Source organism: Novosphingobium sp. KACC 22771, assembly GCF_028736195.1.
Lineage (GTDB): Bacteria > Pseudomonadota > Alphaproteobacteria > Sphingomonadales > Sphingomonadaceae > Novosphingobium.
In genome coordinates this window covers 1,720,208-1,739,035 of the sequence record NZ_CP117881.1, presented here as the reverse complement: position 1 = coordinate 1,739,035, position 18,828 = coordinate 1,720,208, and the positions used below count along the sequence as shown (strand labels likewise).

Annotated in this window: 17 protein-coding genes; 7 read left to right on the top strand and 10 right to left on the bottom strand. The window is 63.5% G+C overall.

The window, feature by feature from the left end; genetic code table 11:
• Positions 1–34: 34 nt before the first annotated feature.
• Entirely contained in the window at positions 35–2,974 is a 2,940-nt protein-coding gene (locus tag PQ467_RS07980; protein ID WP_274175961.1) for a TonB-dependent receptor, read from the bottom strand.
• 256 nt (positions 2,975–3,230) lie between these two features.
• Here PQ467_RS07980 and PQ467_RS07975 point away from each other — a divergent pair, with 256 nt between their 5' ends.
• Positions 3,231–4,028 carry an IclR family transcriptional regulator gene (locus PQ467_RS07975; RefSeq protein ID WP_274175960.1) on the top strand — a complete coding sequence of 266 codons (798 nt, stop codon included), beginning with the start codon at positions 3,231–3,233 and terminating at the stop codon, positions 4,026–4,028.
• Here PQ467_RS07975 and PQ467_RS07970 read toward each other — a convergent pair.
• Entirely contained in the window at positions 4,025–4,780 is a 756-nt protein-coding gene (locus PQ467_RS07970) for a FadR/GntR family transcriptional regulator (RefSeq protein WP_274175959.1), read from the bottom strand. The two genes, PQ467_RS07975 and PQ467_RS07970, sit on opposite strands and share 4 nt — an antisense overlap.
• A 124-nt stretch (positions 4,781–4,904) precedes the next feature.
• Here PQ467_RS07970 and manD point away from each other — a divergent pair, with 124 nt between their 5' ends.
• On the top strand, positions 4,905–6,113 hold the full coding sequence (gene manD, locus PQ467_RS07965) for a D-mannonate dehydratase ManD (RefSeq protein WP_274175958.1): 1,209 nt from the start codon (positions 4,905–4,907) through the stop codon (positions 6,111–6,113).
• 58 nt (positions 6,114–6,171) lie between these two features.
• On the opposite strand, the gene PQ467_RS07960 is transcribed toward manD, so the two are convergent.
• Genes PQ467_RS07960 through PQ467_RS07945 form a run of 4 tightly spaced genes read right to left on the bottom strand, consistent with a single transcriptional unit; the run spans position 6,172 to position 10,347 of the window.
• Entirely contained in the window at positions 6,172–7,584 is a 1,413-nt protein-coding gene (locus tag PQ467_RS07960; protein ID WP_274175957.1) for a sugar porter family MFS transporter, read from the bottom strand.
• Between the two features lie 20 nt (positions 7,585–7,604).
• On the bottom strand, positions 7,605–8,462 hold the full coding sequence (locus tag PQ467_RS07955) for an SMP-30/gluconolactonase/LRE family protein (protein ID WP_274175956.1): 858 nt from the start codon (positions 8,460–8,462) through the stop codon (positions 7,605–7,607).
• Complete coding sequence (locus PQ467_RS07950) at positions 8,462–9,220, bottom strand: SDR family NAD(P)-dependent oxidoreductase (protein ID WP_274175955.1); 759 nt, start codon at positions 9,218–9,220, stop codon at positions 8,462–8,464. Before PQ467_RS07950 ends, PQ467_RS07955 begins: the two co-directional genes overlap by 1 nt.
• The gene (locus PQ467_RS07945; RefSeq protein WP_274175954.1) at positions 9,217–10,347 is read right to left on the bottom strand and encodes a fumarylacetoacetate hydrolase family protein; all 1,131 of its coding nucleotides are present in this window, start codon (positions 10,345–10,347) and stop codon (positions 9,217–9,219) included. The genes PQ467_RS07950 and PQ467_RS07945 overlap by 4 nt, the downstream gene beginning before the upstream one ends.
• A 172-nt stretch (positions 10,348–10,519) precedes the next feature.
• Between PQ467_RS07945 and PQ467_RS07940 the strand changes: the two genes are divergently transcribed.
• Complete coding sequence (locus tag PQ467_RS07940; RefSeq protein ID WP_274175953.1) at positions 10,520–12,298, top strand: IlvD/Edd family dehydratase; 1,779 nt, start codon at positions 10,520–10,522, stop codon at positions 12,296–12,298.
• 50 nt (positions 12,299–12,348) lie between these two features.
• Here the strand turns inward: PQ467_RS07940 and maiA are convergent, their stop codons facing one another.
• The 3 genes from maiA to PQ467_RS07925 are packed head-to-tail and all read right to left on the bottom strand — an operon-like array spanning position 12,349 to position 13,836.
• Entirely contained in the window at positions 12,349–12,975 is a 627-nt protein-coding gene (gene maiA / locus PQ467_RS07935) for a maleylacetoacetate isomerase (protein WP_274175952.1), read from the bottom strand.
• Positions 12,968–13,666 (bottom strand): fumarylacetoacetate hydrolase family protein, encoded by a 699-nt coding sequence (locus PQ467_RS07930; RefSeq protein WP_443192985.1) that lies wholly within the window; start codon positions 13,664–13,666, stop codon positions 12,968–12,970. The genes maiA and PQ467_RS07930 overlap by 8 nt, the downstream gene beginning before the upstream one ends.
• The gene (locus PQ467_RS07925; RefSeq protein ID WP_274175950.1) at positions 13,663–13,836 is read right to left on the bottom strand and encodes a hypothetical protein; all 174 of its coding nucleotides are present in this window, start codon (positions 13,834–13,836) and stop codon (positions 13,663–13,665) included. The genes PQ467_RS07930 and PQ467_RS07925 overlap by 4 nt, the downstream gene beginning before the upstream one ends.
• Here PQ467_RS07925 and PQ467_RS07920 point away from each other — a divergent pair.
• Positions 13,835–14,878, top strand: a complete 1,044-nt coding sequence (locus PQ467_RS07920) for a LacI family DNA-binding transcriptional regulator (protein ID WP_274175949.1) — start codon at positions 13,835–13,837, stop codon at positions 14,876–14,878. The genes PQ467_RS07925 and PQ467_RS07920 overlap by 2 nt on opposite strands.
• A gap of 4 nt (positions 14,879–14,882) precedes the next feature.
• Here PQ467_RS07920 and PQ467_RS07915 read toward each other — a convergent pair whose 3' ends face one another.
• Positions 14,883–16,202: a spinster family MFS transporter gene (locus PQ467_RS07915; RefSeq protein WP_274175948.1), complete on the bottom strand. Its 1,320-nt coding sequence runs from the start codon at positions 16,200–16,202 to the stop codon at positions 14,883–14,885.
• 437 nt (positions 16,203–16,639) lie between these two features.
• Here PQ467_RS07915 and epsC point away from each other — a divergent pair, with 437 nt between their 5' ends.
• The 3 genes from epsC to PQ467_RS07900 are packed head-to-tail and all read left to right on the top strand — an operon-like array spanning position 16,640 to position 18,574.
• Positions 16,640–17,626, top strand: coding sequence for a serine O-acetyltransferase EpsC (epsC, locus tag PQ467_RS07910; protein WP_274175947.1), 987 nt, complete (start codon positions 16,640–16,642; stop codon positions 17,624–17,626).
• Entirely contained in the window at positions 17,595–18,011 is a 417-nt protein-coding gene (locus PQ467_RS07905; protein WP_274175946.1) for a DUF1398 family protein, read from the top strand. The genes epsC and PQ467_RS07905 overlap by 32 nt, the downstream gene beginning before the upstream one ends.
• Positions 18,008–18,574 (top strand): DNA-3-methyladenine glycosylase I, encoded by a 567-nt coding sequence (locus PQ467_RS07900; protein WP_274175945.1) that lies wholly within the window; start codon positions 18,008–18,010, stop codon positions 18,572–18,574. The genes PQ467_RS07905 and PQ467_RS07900 overlap by 4 nt, the downstream gene beginning before the upstream one ends.
• The last annotated feature ends 254 nt before the right edge of the window (positions 18,575–18,828 follow it).

Below are 18,828 nucleotides of genomic sequence, written 5' to 3'. Positions count from 1 at the left end.
GCCCTGAACCACGCGAGGGAGCGTGTGGGGAGGATCAGAATTTGGCGTTGACGCCCACGGTGATCGTGCGGCCGGTGCGGGTGTTGAACAAAGGATCCTGACGGCCGCTGTCGATATAAAGGACGTTATGCTCGTCGGTCAGGTTTTGGCCTTCGATGGTGAACTTGATGTCCTTCATCAGATTATAGCTGAAGGAGGCATCGACGAAGGTCGTGGCGCTGTTGCCCAATACGTCGCTGTCATTGGCGCCCGAGGGGATCTGACGGATGAAGGGCCCGCGATAGTTGATCGTACCGCGAATGCTGAACTTGCGGTTTTCGTAATAGAGCGTGCCGCTGGCCGTATCGGGCGACATGTTGACCAGATTGGCCGTGGTCGAAAGCGTCGCCACGCCCCCGCTCGATTGCAGCACGTAATTCACCTTGGACGAGACATGGGTGTAATTGGCCAGCAAGCCAAAGTCCCGCGCAAAGCCGCGCAGGAAGGTGAAGGGCAATTGCAGATTGACCTCGACCCCATTGAGCGGTCCACCCTTGGTGTTGACCGAGCGCGTCACGGTGAACAGATCGGTCGGCTGCGTACCCGCCGCGGTCAGCAGCGCATTGGGCAGGCCCAGCGTGTTATAGGGCACAAGGCTGCTGACCGACTGGATATAGGTGCTGATATCCTTGTGGAAATAGGCGACCGAAAGCAGCGAGCCGGGGCGGAAATACCATTCCAGCGCCGCGTCATAGGTGCTCGCACGGATGGGGTCGAGATAGGGGTTGCCGATGGTGGCTGTGCGCGTGACGGCATTGACCGACCCGCCCGAGGGCAACACGCCCAGTTCCGGTCGGCTCATCACCTTGGCGGCGGACAGGCGGCCCAGCAGGTGCGGCGTGAATTCCAGCACCAGATTGGCCGATGGCAGCCAGTCCGAATAGGAGCGATCCACAATCGCCGGAACCGCAACAGTGGGATAGGCCGCACCGGCCGCAGCGGCCGTGGGGATATAGCCGACCGTATGCTGCGAAGTGTTGACAAAGCGCACGCCGACATCGCCCCGGATCGGGATCGGCAGCGTATCGGGCAGGTTGAACTGGCCCATCAGGAAGGCTGATGCCTCCTCCTCGCGCACTTCGGGCGAACCATTGCCGCATTCCACGCCGCAGAAGGTGAAATTGTTGAAGCCGACCGTTTGCTTCCACTTGTCAATATCGGTGGCCAGGAAGCTGGGCAGGGCGCCGGGGATCAGCAGATTGTTGAGCCCCGTGATCTGATAGGTGAAATCGGCCACCGAGGCCCCGGCGGGCAGCGCCGTGGTCGCCTGATTGGCCGGGGCCACGCCCAGCACGCGGTTCTTGAACGCACTCTGGCGATATTGCGCCCCGCCCTTGATCTTGAAGGCGTCGTTGAATTCATAGGTGGAATTGGCCTCGAACGTATAATTGTCGGTGGTCACCTTCCAGTTGCGCGTGTTGAAATTGCCCAGCACCGTGCCGTCCGCACGGCCCGGCGCATAATTGAAATTGGCCGGGTTCGCCACGTCGATGCCATATTTGATGACCGGAATTGAACCGCCGCCGCGGAAATCAATCGCATAGCCCGGCGTGTCGATCGCATCGAGATTGACCGTCAAACGCTCGGGATTGTCAAAGATTGAGCGTGAATAGCCGGCCATGATGTCGATGGTCAGATGATCGGTGAATTTGTGGTGGATGTTCAGATTGGCCTGACCAAAAGTGGTGGTGAATTTGTCGCGCAGGCTTTCCGAGCGCAGGTCCACCCCGTTGAACAGACCATAGAGCAGCGAGCCATTGGGCTTGACCGACAGATCGACCACCGAGACCATCGGCTGCCCGTTGTTGCTGGTGTTGCGGGCAAAGGAAAGCGCGTCGATGTAATTGTCCCAACGCGTTACCTTGAAACGGGAAAAGAGCGCATCAAACGCGATTTCGGTGTTGTCATCGGGCCGCCATTGCAGCGCCAGCGAACCGCCCATCCGCTCGGCATCCTGGCGCGAGTTAAGATAGCGCGGGATGCGCGGCAGGAACACGCCGCCGCCCGGCTGGCCCGACGGCCCGGTCATCGACTGGATCAGGCTATAGGCCGCCGTCGATCCCGTGCGCGGATTGCCGGTCGAGCAATTGGCCGCATCCGTGCCCTTGGCCGCATTGGTGGCCGGGTTTTGCGGGGCATAGCCAAGCGGCGAACAGAAGCCGCCGTTGACATAAGTGGGCAGGATGTTGACCGCCGAATAGCCCACCTCGCGGATGTTGCGGTGGCTGTAACTGGCGGTGGCAAGGACGCCGAATGTGCCTTCCTCGTTCTGCTTGGAGAGCAGCACCGAGACACGCGGGTCCAGCTTCTTGCTAACCTCGTTCCACACGCCCTTGGCCGAAATGGTGGCGACAAAGCTCTTTTTGAAATCAAGCGGATGGGGGGCCTTCAGGTCCACCGTCGCGCCCAGCGAGCCCTCCTCGACATCGGCCGAAGGCGTCTTGCGCACGGCCAGTTCGGAAAAGATTTCGGTCGGGAAGACGTTGAAGTCAAAGCTGCGCCCGGTGTTGCCCGCACCGTAAATGTCGGACGAACCGGTCTGTGCGGTGCCCTCCATGCCGTTGAGGCGAACGCGGGTAAAGCCCGGCCCGAGGCCGCGCACCGAGATGTTCTTGCCCTCGCCGCCATCGCCGCGAGCCAGCGCGATGCCCGGCACACGCTGCATGGATTCGGCAAGGTTGGAGTCAGGGAACTTGCCCACGTCCTCGGCCTTGATCGTGTCGATCGCGGCGGCCGATGCGCGCTTTTCATTCAGCGCGGCGGCCAGCGAGGTGCGAAAGCCGGTAACGACAATCGCCTGCTCATCACCTTTCGCAGGCGCGGCGGTCGTGGATTGGGCCTGCGCACCGGTGGCCAGTCCCGCCGTCATGCCCGCCACGATGATCGCCAGCCCCGAAGCCGCCAGACGCAAGTGTGCTGCTGAAATCTGCCCCAAAGTATCCTCCATTATCCCGTCTGCGGGCTTTGCCTGGGCGCGCGATGAACACAGCGCCCGACTTCCCGTTGGGTCCATGGATAAGTCCGATATATGGACGCGTCAACGCATATATTGCACTTAAATTTCACATTGCGGGATTTCTAGCGGATTTTTGTAAAATTCTCGCTTTGTGGCATTTTGCGCACACCGCGCCCGCGTTTCACATTGCGCACACATTGATTGCTTTCGCGGCAAAACGATCTAAAAGCAGGCCATGGCCGACGATGAAACCAACGAGACCGCCCCCGAAGATAAAGGCGCCGACAGCAACACTGTAAAAGGTGCGCAAACGCTGATGCGCGCGCTCGACATTCTGGATGAGGTGATCGACGGGCCGATCCGCGCGGTCGATCTGGCGCGCAAATTGGGGATGAACCGCACCACCGCGCATCGTCTGGCCCATGCGCTGCGTACGCGCGACTATCTGGCCGTCACGCCCGACGGCTTCGCGCTGGGGCCGAAACTGCTGCAACTGGGCGTCTTGGCCAGCGAGCAGACCGACTATGTCCGCATCGCCCGCCCCCGGATGGAGGCGCTTTCGACCCAGACCGGTTTCTGCGTTTTCATCGGCAATCGCGAGGGCAATTGGTCACGCCACCTTGATCGGGTAACCGGGCGCCAGCGCCTGCGCGTGGCCACCGCGCCGGGTGACCGCCGCCCGATCGCCGAGACAGGCCTTGGCAAGGCACTGATGCTGGATGACAGCGAGGCAAGCTGGAAAAAGCTTTGGAAACAGGCCCATGCTGACAGCGGGACGGAGGCCGATCTGGATGATTTCCTGAACCGCATGCGCGCCTACAAGGACGAGGGCCTGGTCCGCCATGACAGCGAATTGGGCGATGGGGTGCGCTCGATTGCCGCCCCGGTCCGCAATGCGCGGGGCGCCATTTGCGTTGCCATCAGCATCGCCAGCGCCGCGCACTACCTCACCGACGACATCGCGGCCGAACTGGCCGACAAGGTCAAGCAATGCGCCGACGATGTCAGCGCGGCGATCGGCTGGCGCGTTTAACTGGTAGCTTTGGTATATCGGTCCCTGCGTGCTTGGGATGCGCGTCTGGCTTCGGCGATGGCTTTTTCTTCGGTGGCGAAGAGGAGGCTGTCGAGGACGGAGGCCAGATGGGTGCGCATGGCGGCGCGGGCAGCGGCCGGGTCGCGGGCGCGCAGGGCTTCGAGGACGGCGGTGTGCTCCTCGACCACGGGCTTGATGTTGGCGCTGCGGGCCTTTTCGTGCAGCAGCGCGCTTTCGGGGGAATCCGCGCGCAAGGACCATAGCCGCTCGACCGCCTCGGCCACGGCGGCGTTACGCGTGGCGCGCGCGATGGCGAGGTGAAACGCGCGATCGGCCTTTTCCGTGCCGTGGGGGTTGCTGTTCTCGCGCTCGATCTCCTCGACCAATGCGGTCAATTCTGCCAGACCTTCCTCGGTGATCGTGGTCGCGGCCAGCGCGGCGGCCTCACCCTCGAACAACAGGCGCGCTTCGGTCAGTTCGAAGGCGGAAATGTTGAAGCCGGGAATGTCGCCCTTGCCCGGCAGGCGCCGCACATAGGCGCCCGAACCCACGCGCACCTCGACCAGCCCCTGCACCTCCAGCGCGATCACCGCCTCGCGCACGGTGGGGCGCGAGACGTTGAATTGCGCGGACAATTCGCGCTCGGCGGGCAGACGATCGCCCACTTCATAACGGCCGCTGATCAGTTCATCCATCAACCGCCGGGCAAGGTCCTGATAGAGGCGCTCCTGCGCGGGATTTGTATCACTCATCTGGCATCTCCGCGAAATGGCCTTACCGCTTAATTAGAAATTGACAGGCCAACTCAAATTGGTCAAGAGTCTTCTCTAGCACAAGCAGACCAATTCGGGAACAGATCCCCGTGAGGACCAACCCATGAAAATCACCTCCGCCCGCGTTATCGTCACCTGCCCGGGTCGCAACTTTGTCACGCTCAAGATCGAGACCGATCAGGGTGTGTACGGCATTGGCGATGCCACGCTCAACGGCCGCGAAAAGGCGGTTGTCAGCTATCTGGAAGACCATGTGATTCCGTGCCTTATCGGTATGGACCCGCGCAATTCGGAGGATATCTGGCAATATCTCTATCGCGGGGCGTATTGGCGCCGCGGGCCGGTCACGATGCGCGCGATTGCCGCCGTGGACGTCGCGCTGTGGGACATCAAGGCCAAGATGGCGGGCATGCCGCTCTACCAACTCCTCGGCGGGCGCAGCCGCGACGGCGTGATGGTCTATGGTCATGCCAATGGCTCCGACATTGCCGAGACCGTCGATGCGGTTGGTCAGTATATCGACATGGGCTATAAGGCGATCCGCGCCCAGACCGGCGTGCCGGGCATCAAGGACGCCTATGGCGTGGGCCGGGGCAAGCTGTTCTATGAACCGGCCGATGCGGCGCTGCCCTCTGTAACGGGTTGGGACACGCGCAAGGCGCTGAATTACGTGCCGAAACTGTTTGAAAAGCTGCGCGAGACCTATGGTTTCGACCACCACCTGCTCCACGACGGCCACCACCGCTACAGCCCGACCGAGGCCGCGCAACTGGGCAAGGCTTTGGAGCCTTACTCGCTGTTCTGGCTCGAAGACGTGACGCCTGCGGAAAATCAGGAAGCCTTCAAGCTGATCCGTCAGCACACCACGACGCCGCTGGCCGTGGGCGAGATTTTCAACACGATCTGGGACGCCAAGGACCTGATCCAGAACCAGCTCATCGACTATATCCGCGCGACCATCGTGGGCGCCGGCGGCATCACCCATCTGCGCCGCATCGCTGATCTGGCCAGCATGTATCAGGTCCGCACCGGTTGCCACGGCGCCACCGACCTTTCGCCCGTGACCATGGGCACCGCGCTGCATTTCGACACCTGGGTGCCCAATTTCGGCATTCAGGAATACATGCGCCACACGCCCGAAACCGACGAGGTTTTCCCCCACGATTACACCTTCGACAAGGGCATGCTCTATGTCGGCGACACGCCCGGCCACGGCGTCGATATCGACGAGGCCCTCGCCGCCAAGTATCCTTACAAGCCAGCCTACCTCCCCGTCGCAAGGCTCGAAGATGGCACCATGTGGAATTGGTAAGGCCGATAGACACATTGAAACATAAAGAAACGGGGGCCGCCAAGCCCCCGTTTTTCGTTCAGCCTTCCATCTGCTCCAGACTGACGCCCTTGGTTTCGCGCACCATGGCGCGGACAAAGAAGAAGGACACCGCCGCCGCCAGCGCATAGCCGGTATAGGCAATCGCCAGCCCCGGCGAAACGACCAGCGCAGGGAAGCTGACCGAGATGGCCGCATTGGCGATCCACTGCGCAAAGCCCGACACCGCCAGCCCCGAGCCCCGGATCTGGTTGGGGAACATTTCGCCCAGCATGACCCACATGATCGGGCCCCAGCTCATGTTGAAAAACACGACATAGGCATTGGCCGCCAGCAGCGCGATCACGCCATTATGCCCCGGCAGGCTGACCGAACCATCGGCGCCGTGAATGGCGGTGGAAAAGGCCCAGGCCACCACGCCCAGCGTCACCGCCATGCCCGCCGAGCCGACCAGCAGCAGCGGCTTGCGCCCCACCCGATCGACCAGCATCAGCGCGGCAAGGCAACCCGCAATCGAAACAACGCCCGACAGAATGTTGATCTGCAAGGAATAGCTTTCGGAAAAACCTACCGCCTGCCACAGGGTCGCGCCGTAATAGAACACAACGTTGATGCCCACGAGTTGCTGGAACACGGCCAGACCGATGCCCGTCCACACGATAGGACGGATGCGCCCGGTGGCCTTGTCGATCAGGTCGGACAGGCGCGGGCGATGATGGTCGGCGGCCAGGCTGGCGCGAATTTCGCCCACCATGCGGCGCGCCACATCGCCGTCGAACAGGCGGGTCAGCACGGCCTGCGCACCCGCTTCGTCACCGCGCGCGACAAGATAGCGCGGGCTTTCCGGGATAAACATCAGCGCGACGAAATAGATCGCCGCAGGCAGCGCCTGAAGCCAGAACATCCAGCGCCACGCGGGCTGATCCGCCCACAGGATCGCGGTGGAATCGCCCGCCACCTGTGCAAGGATATAGTTGACGACGAAGGCCCCGGTCAGGCCGGTGATGATCATCACCTGCTGCACGCTGGAAAGGCGGCCGCGCACATGGGCGGGCACGACCTCGGAAATGTAGACCGGCGAAATGACGCTGGCCGCGCCCACGCCAAGGCCGCCGATGATACGCGCCAGAATGAACACCAGCGACGAGCCCGCCGCCCCGGCAATCAGCGCGCTGATCAAAAACAGCACGGCGGCCAGTTTCATCACCCCGCGCCGCCCGATCCGGTCCGCCAGTCGCCCCGCGCCAAATGCGCCAACCGATGAGCCAACGAGGATCGCCCCGACATTGATGCCGATGCCGACCTTGCCGAGGTCAAAGGCGGCCTCCAGCCCTTTTTGCGTGCCGTTGATCACGCCTGAATCATAACCGAACATAAAGCCGCCGATCGTGGCCACGGCCACGATCATGGCGATCAACCCCGAATTGACGGGGCCTTCTGCTTGCTCCTGCATCCTCACTCTCCCGTAAATTCTTATACTTGGGCCAGAACGCCCGTTATGCCCGCCACGCCCGGATCAAAGGCGAACAGCGCGCCTGCCAAAGGCTGCTGCGCGCGTTCCTCGCTCGAAAGGCCCTTGGCGGCGGTCGTTGCATAAGCGGTGCGCAAATCCGGCCCGCCAAACGCGATCTTGGTGATATTGGCCACCGGAAAACGGATGGTCTGCATCAACGCCCCGCTGGGATCATAGCGCTGCACGCCCCAGCCCGCGAAAAGACTGACCCAGAGGCAACCCTCGGCATCGACGCAGGGGCCATCGGGATAGCCCTCGTCAATCTCCGCAAACAGGCGCGTGGCGACCACCCGCCCCTCCTCGACCGTGCTGGCCCAGACTTTGCGGCCCAGCGTGTCGTGGTGATAGAGCGTGGCCCCATCGGGCGAGAAGGCCGGGCCATTGGTGATCGACACTGGCGGCAGCCCGGTATCGACGCATCCCGCGCCGTCGAGGCGATAGAAGCGCCCCGTCTCGGCCGTCTCACCATCATCCATCGAGCCCAGCCAGATCGCGCCATCGGCGGCAACCGTGGCATCGTTCAGGCGGTTGCCCGGCAGATGCGCCTCGGGCGCAACCAGCAGCGAAAAGGCGCCCGTGGCCGGATCAAAGCGATGCACGCCGGTCTGCAATCCGGCGATCATGTCGCCGCGCGCGCTGGGAAGCACCCAGCCGACCTGCGCAGGCGCGGCCCATGCGCGCTGCTCGCCCGTGGCGGGGGTGAAGCGGTGAATGGCCGGTGCCTTGATGTCGACAAACCAGAGCGCACCGTCGCGCTCCACCCAGACCGGGCCTTCGCCCAGCGTGGCGCCCAGCGCCCAGACCGATTGCGGCGCCATTATCGCCACCCCGCATCGACCCAATATTCATGGCCCGTAATCAACCGCGCATCATCGGAGGCCAGAAACAGCGCCAGCGCCGCAACATCATGCGGCAAGAGGCGGCCATTCAGGCATTGCGCCGCGACGATCTCGGCCTCGCCTTCGGGCGTGTACCATTGCTCCTGACGCGGGGTTTTGACATTGCCGGGGATGATGCTGGTGACGCGGATATTGTCGCGGCCCAATTCGCGGGCCAAACCGCGCGTCATGCCCTCGATGGCGGCCTTGGCGGTCTGATAGACCACCAGATCGTTGAGGCCCAGATGCCAGCTGATCGACCCGAGATTGATGATCGCCCCGCCGCCCGAACGCTTCATCGAGGGCACGGCGGCCTGCGCCACAAAGAATTGATGGCGCAGATTGACCGCCATGCGCTCGTCCCAATAGGCCGGGGTCACGTCGGCGACGCCATGCCGGTCGTCATTGGCGGCATTGTTGAGCACCACGTCGATGCCGCCCAGAGTTTCCTCAACCCGCGCCATCATCGATTGAACAGCCTCGATATCGGTCAGATCGCAGGCGAAGAAGTCGGCCCCGACGCGCGCGGCAACCGCCTCGCCCGCCTCTTTGGCAATATCGCAAAAGGCCACTTTCGCGCCCTGCGCGGCAAAGGCTTCGACAAAGCCTTCACCGATGCCGCTGGCGCCACCGCTGATAAAAACGCGTTTTCCCGCAAGGCTGGGATAGATCGCCCGGCCCGTCTCAACACCGCTCATGCCTTGGCTCCCAACAGGCCGCGAGCGGCCAGATTGGCGTAAAATGCGGCAATGCCCTGCGTCCAGGGCTGGGCTTCCTTGCTGGTGGCCACGGTGTTGACCAGCTTGCCCAGCTTGGGGGTAGAGATCGTCACCACATCGCCCACCTTGTGCGTAAAGCCCCGGCCCGGATCGTCGCGGTCCTGCGTGGGTGCAAACAGAGTGCCGAGGAACAGCGTGAAACCATCGGGATACTGATGCTCGCTCAAGGTCTGGCGCACCAGATCGAGCGGATCGCGGCTGATTTCGCGCATGCTGGAATGGCCCTCAAGGCGATAGCCCTCCGACCCCTCGATCAGCAGATCGACCTCGGCATTACGTACATCGTCGATCGAAAAACTGTCGTCAAACAGGCGCACCAGCGGGCCGAGCGAGCAGGAGGCGTTATTGTCCTTGGCCTTGCCCAGCAAGAGCGCGCTGCGCCCTTCAATATCGCGCAGGTTGACGTCATTGCCAAGGCAAGCGCCCACGGCCTTGCCGCCCGCATCGACCAGCAGCACGACTTCGGGCTCGGGGTTGTTCCATGTGCTGTCGCTGCGCACGCCCACCTCGGCCAGCGCGCCGACCGTGGCCAGCACCGGCGCCTTGGTGAAAACTTCGGCGTAAGGCCCGATGGCAACTTCGAGATATTGCGACCACAGGCCATCGGCGATCAGCAATTCCTTGAGCGCCTCGGCCTCGGCCGAACCGGGCACGACCGAGCGGATCGAGCCGCCCACGCGCTCCTCAATGCGGGCGCGGATGTCCAGCGCCTTGCCCGCATCGCCGCGCGCGCGCTCCTCGATCACACGCTCCAGCGTGCTGGTGGCAAAGGTGACGCCGCAGGCCTTGATGACCTGAAGGTCGACCGGGCTGAGCCAGGGCGCATCGAGTTCATCCAGCGGCCCGAGCGCGCGCCCCGCCCCGGAATGAAGCGGCAGCGCCTCGACCAGTTGCGAAACCGTGGGCGCCACGCCCGACATATCATAGGCAATCCCGCCCTCGACCAGAATTGGCGTGGGCCCTTCGGGCAACTGCACCCGGCCAAGGAAACGGCCGCCACGCCAATCGGCGGGCAGCAGAGCCGCGAAGGAAGACTTCCCAGACATTTTCTCTCCATACGGATTTATGACGCCGAACGCGGAGGCGCAGCGTTGACAAAATTTGATAGCGCTACCATCATGCAAACCGCCTCTCTGTCAAGTGGTTTTGACAGCGAGGCGGGATTTCACTGGCATCGCGGGTATGAGACGCTAGGGAAGACCCGAGGGAGACAGATTGATGACCGAAAATACCTCGCGCCGTTTCCGTTCGCAGGACTGGTTTGCCGATCCGGCGCGCTCGGATATGGTAGCGCTCTATCTGGAACGCTTCATGAATTACGGGATCACGCCCGATGAATTGCGTTCGGGCCGCCCGATCATCGGCATCGCGCAGAGCGGCAGCGATCTCTCGCCCTGCAACCGCATCCACCTCGATCTGGCCAAGCGCGTGCGCGACGGCATCCGCGATGCGGGCGGGATCTGTATGGAGTTTCCGGTCCACCCGATTTTTGAAAACTGTCGCCGCCCCACCGCCGCGCTGGATCGCAATCTGGCCTATCTGGGGCTGGTCGAAATCCTCTACGGCTATCCGATCGACGCGGTGGTGCTGACCACCGGCTGCGACAAGACCACGCCAAGCCAGGTGATGGCGGCCAGCACGGTGGATATTCCCGCCATCGTCCTGTCGGGCGGGCCGATGCTCGACGGGTGGCATGAAGGCGATCTGGTCGGCTCGGGCACGGTCATCTGGCGCAGCCGCCGCAAGCTGGCGGCGGGCGAGATCGACGAGGAGGAGTTCCTTCAGCGCGCCTGCGATTCCGCCCCTTCGGCGGGCCATTGCAACACGATGGGCACGGCCTCGACCATGAATGCCGTGGCCGAGGCGCTTGGCCTGTCGCTGCCGGGATGCGCGGCGATCCCTGCGCCCTATCGCGAGCGCGGCCAGATTGCCTATGAAACCGGCCGCCGCATTGTCGAAATGGCCCATGAGGACCTGCGTCCATCGAAAATCCTGACGCGCGAGAGTTTCCTCAACGCCATCCGCGTCGTCACGGCCATCGGCGGGTCGAGCAATGCCCAGCCCCATATCGTCGCCATGGCGCGCCATGCGGGCGTGGAGATCACCGCCGCCGACTGGATGGAGCATGGCTATGATCTGCCGCTGATCGTCGATATGCAGCCGGCGGGCCGCTTCCTTGGCGAGCGGTTCCATCGCGCGGGCGGCGTGCCCTCGGTGATGTGGGAATTGCTGCAACAGGGCGTGCTGGACGGCGATTGCCTGAGCGTGACGGGCGAGACGGTAGCAGCCAACGTGGGCGCACGCCCCGCCCGCGACCGCGAGGTCATCCGCCCCTTTGCCGAGCCTTTGAAGGAAAAGGCGGGCTTCCTCGTATTGTCGGGCAACCTGTTCGATTTCGGCATCATGAAGACCAGCGTGATTTCCGAGGAATTCCGCGCCCGCTATCTGTCCCACCCCGAAAACCCCGGCACGTTTGAAGCGCGCGCGGTGGTGTTTGAAGGGGGCGATGATTATCACCACCGGATCGATGATCCTGCGCTCAACATCGACGAAAACTGCATCCTCGTGATGCGCGGCGCGGGGCCGCAAGGCTGGCCGGGCAGCGCCGAGGTGGTCAATATGCAGCCCCCCGCCGCGCTGATCCAGCGCGGGGTGCAATGGCTGCCGACGCTGGGCGACGGGCGCCAGTCGGGCACATCGGACAGTCCCTCGATCCTCAATTGCTCGCCCGAAAGCGCGGTGGGCGGCGGTCTGTCATGGCTGCGCACGGGCGACATCATCCGCATCGATGTGGTCAAGGGCGCCTGCAACGCGCTGGTGTCGGACGAGGAAATCGCCCGCCGCCGCGCCGAACCCCTGCCCCCGGTTCCGCCCAGCAACACGCCCTGGGAGGAGCTTTATCGCGAAAAGACCGGGCAGATGGGCGAAGGCGCCGTGCTGGAAATGGCGGTCAAATATCGGGGCCTTGCCGCGAAAACGCCTCGGCATAACCACTGACGAAAGGGCCGCCGGAGACAGCGGCCCTTTTCACATCAACGCTATGCTCGTCAAAATGCGTCGGGCTGGTTTTCCGGGCGGGCCGCGTCAAAGGCGGGCAGAGCCAGGCATTGCGCCTCAATCGCCAACAGGCGCTCCGGGATGGCATCAACGCCAAACCGCCGCGCGTTGACCAATTGCGGGACAAGGCAAATGTCGGCCAAAGTCACCGTATCGCCAAAGCAGAACCGGCCCGAATGGGGCGCGATCAGCGTGTCGAAGGCGGCAAAGCCTTCCTCGATCACGCGCGCGGCCCATGCGTTGGCATCCCCGCCCAGCGCCTGAACCCGACCCAATATTTTGAGATTCTGGACCGGGTGGATATCCACCGCAATCACCTGCGCCGCCGCACGCACATGGGCGCGCATCAACGGATCGGTGGGCAGCAGCGGCGGGCCGCCATGGGTCTCATCAAGATATTCGATAATCGCCAGGCTCTGCGTCAGCACCGCCCCGTCGATGTCCAGCGCGGGCACCAGCCCTTGCGGATTGATTGCCAGAAATTCGGGCGAGCGCTGCTCCCCTTCGCGCAGGCTGTAGGTCGCATTGTCATAGACGATGCCCTTGAGCGCCAGCGCAATGCGCACCCGATAGGATGCGCTGGAGCGGAAATAGCCGTGCAGCAGCGGCTCAGACATCGGCCTTTGGCCCGACCTTGACCGCGCAGGGGCTCAATCCCGCGATCGTCACCACGATCTCATCGCCGGGCACCACCGCGCCCACGCCCGCCGGCGTTCCGGTGTAGATCAGGTCGCCCGGCTCCAGCCGATAGAAGCGTGAGACATAGGCGATGACCTCATCCACGCTCCAGATCATGTCGGACAGATCGCCATCCTGCCTGATCTGGCCATTCAGCGTCAGGGTAATGCGACCGGACACCAAGGCGCCGGTTGCCGATGCCGGATGGATGATACCGAGCGGCGCGGATTGCTCGACATTCTTGCCGGTGTCCCACGGGCGGCCCTTGTCGCGCGCGGCAAATTGCAGATCGCGGCGGGTCATGTCGAGACCGGCGGCATAGCCATAGATGTGCGATGCGGCATCGGCCGGGGCAATATCGCGCCCACCCTTGCCGATCGCCACGACCAGTTCGGCCTCATAATGATAATTGGCAGTTTCGGGCGGATAGGCAATCGTGCCGCCGCCGGGCACCACCGCTTCGGCCCATTTGGTGAAAAAGAACGGCGGTTCGCGCGTCGGGTCAGAGCCCATTTCGCGGGCATGGGCGGCATAATTGCGCCCGATGCAAAACAGGCGGCGGACAGGAAAACCCATGCCTTCAGAAGTTTGCGCAACAATCGGGGCCGGAGGGGAAAACAGCATCATCAAACCAGTTCCATATTCGGTGGCGGCGTCTGCATGTCCTGCGACAGCTTGCCGCAATAGGCAAATATCATAAGCATCACGCCTGATAAGAAGCCATCGCCGGACCTTGGCTTTGCAATCGAGTGCAGGTATGAGTTGGCCTGCCAGCTCTGGAATGGACCGTTGCCGATCATGCCCAATCCCACGCCTGCCCGGTCCCGACGTTCCCGCCAGAGCATCACCATCCAGTCGGTGGCCGATGCCGCCGGGGTCAGCGCGATGACCGTGTCGCATGTGCTCAACGGCACCAAAAGCGTGCGCGCGGCAACGCGGGCGTCCGTTTTGCAGGCGGTCGAGCAATTGGGCTATATCCCCAATGCCGCCGCGCGCTCTTTGGCCAGCGCGCGCGCGCCCCGGATCGGCATCGTCTATCGCAATGCGCAAAATGCCTTTCTTTGCGCCATGCTGGTGGGCACGTTGAGCGCCGCCGCCCGCGCGGGCGCCCAGATCATCATCCGCAAATGCGATGATCTGAACGCCGAGGCGGCGATGGAGGCCGTGAAATCCCTGGTGCGCAGCGGGGCGAGCGCGATCCTGCTGGCCCCGCCCTATAATGAAATGCTCTCGGGCAACCCCGATATGGCCCGGCTGGGCGTGCCGGTGGCCACGATTGCCTGCGGGCGGGAATTGAATGACATGGATGTGGTGGGCATTGACGAGCATGGCGCGGCCATGGCGATGACCGACCACCTGCTGGAGCGGGGCTATCGGCGGATCGCCTTCGTGTTGGGCTCGGCGGCCCATGCCTCCAGCAAGGCGCGGTTCGAGGGCTATGGCGCGGCTTTGGCGGCGCGGGGGATGGCGGTGGATCAAACCCTGGTCGTGCAGGGAGATTTCACGTTTGAATCGGGCCTGGCGGCGGGCGCCGCCCTGCTGGACAAAGACCGCCGACCCGATGCGATCTTTGCCTGTAATGACGATATGGCCGCAGGCGTCATGCTTTCCGCCCATCGCCGGGGTTTGCGCATCCCGCTCGATATTGCCGTGGCCGGGTTTGACGATACGCCCATCGCGGTCAAGATCTGGCCCCCGTTGACCACCGTGCGTCAGGATATCGACCTGATGGCCGCGCAGGCCACCAACTGGCTCGTCGAACGCCATCGCGATGGTGAGGCCGAGCGCCCCTTTACCATCCAATGGCACCCCTATCAGATCGTCCAGCGCGAGAGCACCTGAGGCATCATGCGCCCGACAGGATGCGCCGGTAATCGCGCATCCCCATCCACAGCAGCGCCAACGCCAGCGGCGAGACCACCGCGCAAACCAGCGACATCGCAAGGTTGAGCGATCGGGCATCGCGCAACCCGTAATCGGTGACCAGCGCAATGAGCGTGGGGCCAAGCGCGCCGCCGATCAGATTGGCCATCAGCATATAGGCGCCCGACATCAGCGCGCGCATCCGGTTGGGCGTCAATTCCTGCAACGCGGCCAGGCCGCCGCCAAAAGTGAAGGCCGCAAAGAAGTTCATCGCCCCCACCAGCGCCAGCGCGCCATCGGGGTTGGGCATCAGGGGGAAGCCGATGCTGATCGGCACCAGCATGCAAAAGCCGAACAGGGCTGCGGCCAGATGGCCGTGCGCCACGCCCCTGCGCCGCAGCGCGGTGGCCACAAAGCCCCCCGTCAACGCGCCCGCCGCGCCGCAGACAAAGACAATCGGCCCAAGGATGCGCCCCACGCCCGCCGTGGTCCAGCCATGGGTGCGTTCGAAAAAGGCCGGAATCCAGACCGCCGTGCCATTGCCGACCAGGATCATCAGCGCAAAGCCCAGCATGATGCCGACATAGGCCCGGCGGCGCGCGCCGATATGGGCAAAGAATTGCGAAAGAGAGGCGCGCGGCACTCCGGCGCCCGGCCCCTGACGCACAGGTTCGGGGATCGACAGGGCCAATGCCGCCAACACCACGCCCGGCAAGCCCAGCAGCAGGAACACCAGTTGCCACCCCTTCATCGCGCCCGCCAGCGGCACGAGGATGACCGCGGATGGATGGATATGGGTAAACACCAAGCCCCCGATCACCAGCGCCAGCGCATTGCCCAGATAAATGCCCATCTGATACATCGATATGGCCAGCGGCAGCCGCTCCTTGGGGAAATAATCGGCCAGCAGCGAGAGTGCCGAAGGCGTGAGCCCGCCCTCTCCAGCGCCGACGCCCACCCGCGCGGCCAGCAGCACGGCAAAGCTGCGCGCCAAACCGCAAAGGCTGGTGGCGATGCTCCACACCAGAATCGCGCCCGCCACGATGTTGCGTCGATTGGTCCGGTCGGCCAGCCGGGCAACGGGCAGGCCCACCGCAACGTAAAACAGCGTGAAAGACAGGCCGTAGAGCAGGCTGATCGCGGTGTCGGACAGGCCCAGATCCTGCTTGATCGGCTGAACCAGCAACGCCAACGCCTGACGATCGACAAAGGCCAGCGTGTTGGCCAGCATCAGCACAACACCCCCCCACCATGCGCGGGGGGCCGAGGGCCATGGGCGGGCTGATTGCTCTTGGGTTTGCATCCTGGTCCGCTTTTATCAAAAAGTTGGGCCTTTGGCGCTGGCCTTGCCGCCACTATGCGTAGAGCGGAGAACGCGATACGTCGATAGCCCAAGGGCGCAGTGGATGGGCCCAAGTTTTTCTTAGCCTGCGCGAAACAAGCGTTGCTGGATAAATCTCAACTCATTCAGTAGAGCTTTGAGCGTCCGGCGGGGTTCTTCCCTCCCTCCCCCGCCGGGCCGCGGCTTTTGATCCTTCGTGTCAGCTTGCTCCGCGTCACCAAAGGCTAAAGCGGCACGAGGCTGACGGCGCGTTTTTCCGCTCCCTGTCTCGTGCTTTGTTGCACAGACAGGATGATGTGAAATGTCGATTGCCGTATCCCGCCCCCGCCCAGCCCCTCTCCGCCATTCGGCAGGTACGCCCTTGCCGCATCCCTCGTGGCGGCCTACCGGATCATCGCATGACCCACTTTCCCTCGCCGCAGGCCGACGCATCAGTGCTTCAGAATTCTGGCAACGCCTTGGGCTCTGAGCCGCCTTTGGTGGATCTGGCCGTACTGGCCGATGCGCTGCGCGGGCGGCGGCATCAGTGGCGATTGTCGCAGGATCACGATTCGGCCTATGGCGCACACGGGTTTCCCTCGCGTCTGGCGCTGGGGCAGATTCTGGACAATCTGGCCTCGGCGCTGTTTCCGATGCGCCTTGGCCCGCGCGGTCTGACGCTGGACACCGAGGATGCATTTGTCATCGCCTCGCTGCGCCGCGCCCTGCCCGATCTGGCGGCGCAGATCCGCATGGAGCTGCACGCGGGCCGCGCGCAAAACGAGGCCGAGATCCATGAGCGGGCCAATGCCATCGTGGCGACGCTGGCCCACGGCCTGCCCGAAGTGCGCCGCCTGCTCGACACCGATCTGGAGGCCGCCTTTGCCGGCGATCCGGCCGCGCGCACAGTGGACGAGGTCCTGCTCTGCTACCCATCGCTGACCGCGATGCTGCATTACCGCATCGCCCATGTACTTTATCGGCAGGGCGCGCCGCTGGTGGCGCGGATCATCACCGAAATCGCCCATTCGCGCACCGGCATCGACATCCACCCCGGCGCCACCATCGACGAGAGCTTTTTCATCGACCACGGCACAGGCGTCGTCATCGGCCAGACCGCGATCATCGGCAAACGCGTCCGCCTGTATCAGGCCGTGACGCTGGGTGCGCGCAGCTTTGCCTCGGATGACAATGGCCATCTGATCAACACGCCGCGCCATCCGGTGATCGAGGATGATGTAGTGATCTATGCGGGCGCGACGATCCTTGGCCGTATCACCATCGGCGCGGGCAGCGCGATCGGCGGCAATGTCTGGCTGACCAAATCGGTCGCCCCGCGCAGCGTGGTGCGCCAAGGCACGCCCAGCATTTCGATTGAAACCGACCCTTTGGCCAACTGGCCCTAGGCAGCACAGGGAGCCCTGCGGGTCCGCCACGCATGATGGTTCGCTGAGCTTTCCCGCCATAGTCGCGCGCCTGATCGAGGTCGGTTTTGAAGCCTATGCCGTTGATTATCGGCGCGGCGCGCAGACCTTCTATATGCAGGACGGCGCCTGTCTCGACCTGCCGCTGCCCGCAACAGGAGGCGCGGTGGCGGCGAACTTTGACGCGGCGGGGATCAAAAGTCAGATCCGCTGGGCGCAATCGGGCGATCCGGCCTATACCTATGCCCAATTCAGCCGCCATGTGGCGCAGGCGGGCTGTGCAGGCTATCTTGTCTCCTTTCCGGGGCGGCGTGTGGTCTATTACGGCCGCACCGGCGAAACTCTGATCGAGGAATTTCCGCAATGATCAACCGTTGCCGCTGGGCCGAGGGCGACCCGTTGATGGAAGCCTACCACGACATCGAATGGGGCGTTCCGATCCGCGACGGCCGCGCCCTATGGGAAATGCTGATGCTGGAAGGGTTTCAGGCCGGGCTGTCATGGCGGACCATTCTGCATCGACGCGAAGGGTTCCGACGCGCCTTTGACGGGTTCGACCCAAAGGTGATCGCCGCCTATGACCAGGCCAAAGTCGATGCGCTGATGCAGGACGCCGGCATCATCCGTGCCCGCGCGAAAATCGAGGCCACCATCGGCAATGCCCGCGCCTATCTGCGCATGATCGAGCAAGGCGAGGATTTCGCCGCCTTTGTCTGGGAACATGTGGGGGGCATGCCGCGCATGGGCGATGGCGAGACCATACCCGCCAGCGATGCGGCATCCCTCACCCTGTCGAAGGCGCTGAAAAAGCGTGGCTTCAAATTTGTCGGGGCGGTCACGGTCTATGCTTTCATGCAGGCGGTCGGCATGGTGAACGACCATGCCCGGGACTGTCCGCGCAGATCTGTTTGCGCCGCGGCTCACCCTTAACGGGGTACGCGCCGCGTCCTCTTTGCAGCGGTTAAACCGACATCATCGCCCGCAACAAGCGGGGGTCACGGCCGTGGGCTGCGCGCCCTTTATGCGTTGGATCGTTGCGACGGCGGAATAACGCCGTTTACGATTCGGGGCGCATACCGATTGTTTCAACCCCGTGACGGCTAAGCCGTATCGCAACAACAGTCAGAAATATAATGTATATTCCAACGCCGTTAAAATTTTAACGTTAACCTTTTAGCCTAAAG